This is a genomic window from Staphylococcus intermedius NCTC 11048 (assembly GCF_002902385.1).
In the GTDB taxonomy this organism is placed as follows: Bacteria; Bacillota; Bacilli; order Staphylococcales; family Staphylococcaceae; genus Staphylococcus; species Staphylococcus intermedius.
Genome location: NZ_PPQH01000101.1, coordinates 1 through 2,955 on the forward strand (window position 1 = coordinate 1; position 2,955 = coordinate 2,955).

The following is a 2,955-nucleotide window of genomic DNA, read 5'->3' on the forward strand; positions in this document are numbered from 1 at the left end:
TAAACCACCAGCGATTGACCCAGAGCCAAACAAAGAACCAGACAAGCCGACAGTGAGGTTTAAAGACGTTACAAAAGTTATCTATACCATCAAACGCAGTGACTTTGGTTCATGGGATAAATTTGAACATCGTGTAGCGTGGGGGAAAAGGCGCAATGGAAAAGTCAAAGGTGTGACGATTAAAAACGCGCACACAATGCGTTCAGTGAGCGACTTATATAACGATAGGAATCAATATATCAATTCAAACGAATACCCACATTACTATATTGATTATATCTCGTCGTGGTCGCCACGCGATGAAGCGTATGAATATCCTGGAGACCCAAATAATTTAGTCATCGAGATATGTGGTGACTATTCAGATGACAAAGAAGCGTTCATTTTGAGTGAGTTAAAAGCTATCATGTTAGTTTATGAGATATTTAAAAATCATAACATCGAACCTAAACTTAAAAACTTAAAAATTGAAAACAAAGTATGGCGTTCGCTGAAAGAGCACGCTAATTGGGATTTTGTAAAAGACGGTTTTCCACCTGAACAAAAAATAGATGAACTCATCAAGAAGATAAACGGCTTGTATGAAAATCGCGAAAAGTTACTTGCTAACGTAAGCGAAGAAAAAGTAACAAAATCGAAAATTAAAGTTGTTGTAGATGGCAAAAACAAAGATGTCGTCGCACAAAGTGAGTCTAAAAAGGGTGAAAAGAACGTTACATCTAATTCGCCTAAGATAACTGTCGAAAAGAGTAAGTACACTTTCAAACAGGCTTTAGACAAACAAATGCGTGTCATTCCAAAAATCAACACAGGTGGCGGTTGGTATAGCGCAAGTCGTGCCAAAACAAGTGAGGCTATGAACCCCACCAAGATATGGAACAACTCGACACAACGTTATCAAATGTTGGATTTAGGTAAATATCAAGGTGTTCCAGTATCGAAATTAAATCAGTTGTTGGACGGAAAAGGGAAGTTACACAATCAAGGAAAAGCGTTCGCTGACGCTTGTAAAAAATATAAGCTAAACGAGATTTACTTGATTGCTCATGCGATTTTAGAAAGCGGAAACGGAAAATCGAACTTTGCAAGTGGGACTTACGGTATTTACAACTTTTTCGGCATAGGTGCGTTTGATTCGAACCCGAATAACGCAATTAACTTTGCTAGAAATAACGGTTGGACTACACCAGCTAAAGCTATTATTGGTGGTGCTAAGTTTGTAAGAGAGGGTTATATAGCTAGAGGACAAAACACACTTTATCGTATGCGTTGGAATCCTAAAGCACCTGCCACACACCAATACGCTACTGATATTAACTGGTGTACGCACCAAGCAACGATTATAGCAAGTTATTATAAGAAAATAAAACTGTCAGGAAAATACTACATTCAAGATAAATATAAATAATAGAAATGTGTTAAAATAGAAAAATGAGCAAGTTGGATAGATGGTGGCTAATCTCTTGAAAAAGGGGTGATGCCTATGGTTATAGTTGTTACTCCTAGAAAGGACTAGCATGTCTGATTTCGAAATGCTGATGGTTGTAATTTCAATCATAAGCTTAGTATTAATCAGTAATAACGACCATAAAAAATAACCATTCCCAACTTTTGACCGAGTAGGTAGAATGGTTATTTTTTAATTTACTGAAAGGCTGCCGTCTTTTTAACGGGCTCACTAGGGCTCACTTTATGTGGGTCCTTTTTCTATAAATAAATGTAACATAATCAAACTATATTATCAAATTAAGTCGACTTTTAGTCGGCTTTTTATTTTGAGGAGGATTATATATGGAAGATAAAATTAAACAATTTATCGCTTTAATAGGTGGCTTTGTAGGTGCATTATACCTAGCATTACAAGCTAGCGGAATCAGTGCGGAATGGATTAATCCGCAAGCGGTAGATGCGTGGATTAATGTGTTAAACACTGGCGTGCCATTAGCATTAGTAGGATATGGTGTGTGGAAGAACACATTTATTGTTAAAAAGTCAGCGCGTGAACAAGAAGAATATTTAAAAGAGAAAGGGCTGAAATAATATGAATTTAAACGATACAGAAAAACTTGAAGGCATCGGCGATGTATCTAAAAAGGAAATTGAAAACATTGAACTACAAAATCATGAAAAAGATGAATTTATTGGATTAGAAGCAGATATTGAGGAGGGGTCATTATGGGATACAAAATAGTAAATATGTGGACGCCATCGTATTTATATCCATATAAAGCACCGTACTATATGCAACCTAATAAGTTAGCGATTCACAATACAGGGAACACTGCGACTGCACGTAATGAAGTCGCTTATATGAATGGCAATCGTAATTATGTATCTTATCATGTTGCAGTAGACGATAAAGAAGTCGTACAAGCCATTCCTTTCAATCGTAACGCTTTCCATACTGGCGATGGTATTGGTTTAAATTCAGGTAACCGAACAGCCATCGGCATTGAAATTTGTTATTCCATGGATAACGGATACAGCGGTGCAAAGTCTGAACGCTATAAACAAGCTGAAGATAATGCGGCTTTATATGCGGCTCACGTATTACATCAATATGGATGGGGTATTGATCGTATGTATCAACATTACTGGTACAGTGGCAAGGATTGTCCACACAAAATGCGCGCTACTGGAACATGGGCAGAATTTGAGAATAAAGTCCAACATTACTTGAACCAAATTAAATCTGGTAAAACACCATCTAAGCCTAAAGCAAAATCTAAAACTTCAAAAGTAGGAGAATGGAAACGCAACGAATATGGGACTTTATATAAAAAAGAAAAATTTAGATTTACTGCAAATGCTGATATCATCGCTCGTTTAGAGGGGCCTTTTAGAAGTTGTCCAGTTGGATATACATTTAAAAAAGGTGGATATGTCGATTATGATGAATTGATGTTACAAGATGGCCATGTTTGGATTGGATATACGTACAAAGGTAAACGTTAT

Annotated in this window: 5 protein-coding genes; all 5 read left to right on the forward strand. The window is 36.7% G+C overall.

Going from position 1 to position 2,955, the window contains the following annotated elements; translation table 11 throughout:
* Window positions 1–1,408 (forward strand): N-acetylglucosaminidase (locus tag CD138_RS12815; protein ID WP_180991064.1); only part of this gene is annotated, 1,408 nt, incomplete at its 5' end.
* An 85-nt stretch (window positions 1,409–1,493) separates the two neighbouring features.
* The gene (locus tag CD138_RS12820) at window positions 1,494–1,598 is read left to right on the forward strand and encodes a hypothetical protein (RefSeq protein WP_096559819.1); all 105 of its coding nucleotides are present in this window, start codon (window positions 1,494–1,496) and stop codon (window positions 1,596–1,598) included.
* 193 nt (window positions 1,599–1,791) lie between these two features.
* A complete protein-coding gene (locus CD138_RS12825; RefSeq protein ID WP_096559817.1) occupies window positions 1,792–2,040 on the forward strand; it encodes a phage holin in 249 nt (82 codons plus the stop codon).
* Window position 2,041: 1 nt separating this feature from the next.
* On the forward strand, window positions 2,042–2,191 hold the full coding sequence (locus CD138_RS14365) for a hypothetical protein (RefSeq protein ID WP_019167200.1): 150 nt from the start codon (window positions 2,042–2,044) through the stop codon (window positions 2,189–2,191).
* Window positions 2,176–2,955: SH3 domain-containing protein (locus tag CD138_RS12830; RefSeq protein ID WP_258026518.1), on the forward strand; the 780-nt coding region annotated here is incomplete at its 3' end. The genes CD138_RS14365 and CD138_RS12830, both read left to right, overlap by 16 nt.

Bases quoted from the DNA above. Each gene is read 5' to 3' on its own strand.
- CD138_RS12825 (WP_096559817.1), top strand. From the start codon at position 1,792: ATGGAAGATAAAATTAAACAATTTATCGCTTTAATAGGTGGCTTTGTA.
- CD138_RS14365 (WP_019167200.1), top strand. From the start codon at position 2,042: ATGAATTTAAACGATACAGAAAAACTTGAAGGCATCGGCGATGTATCT.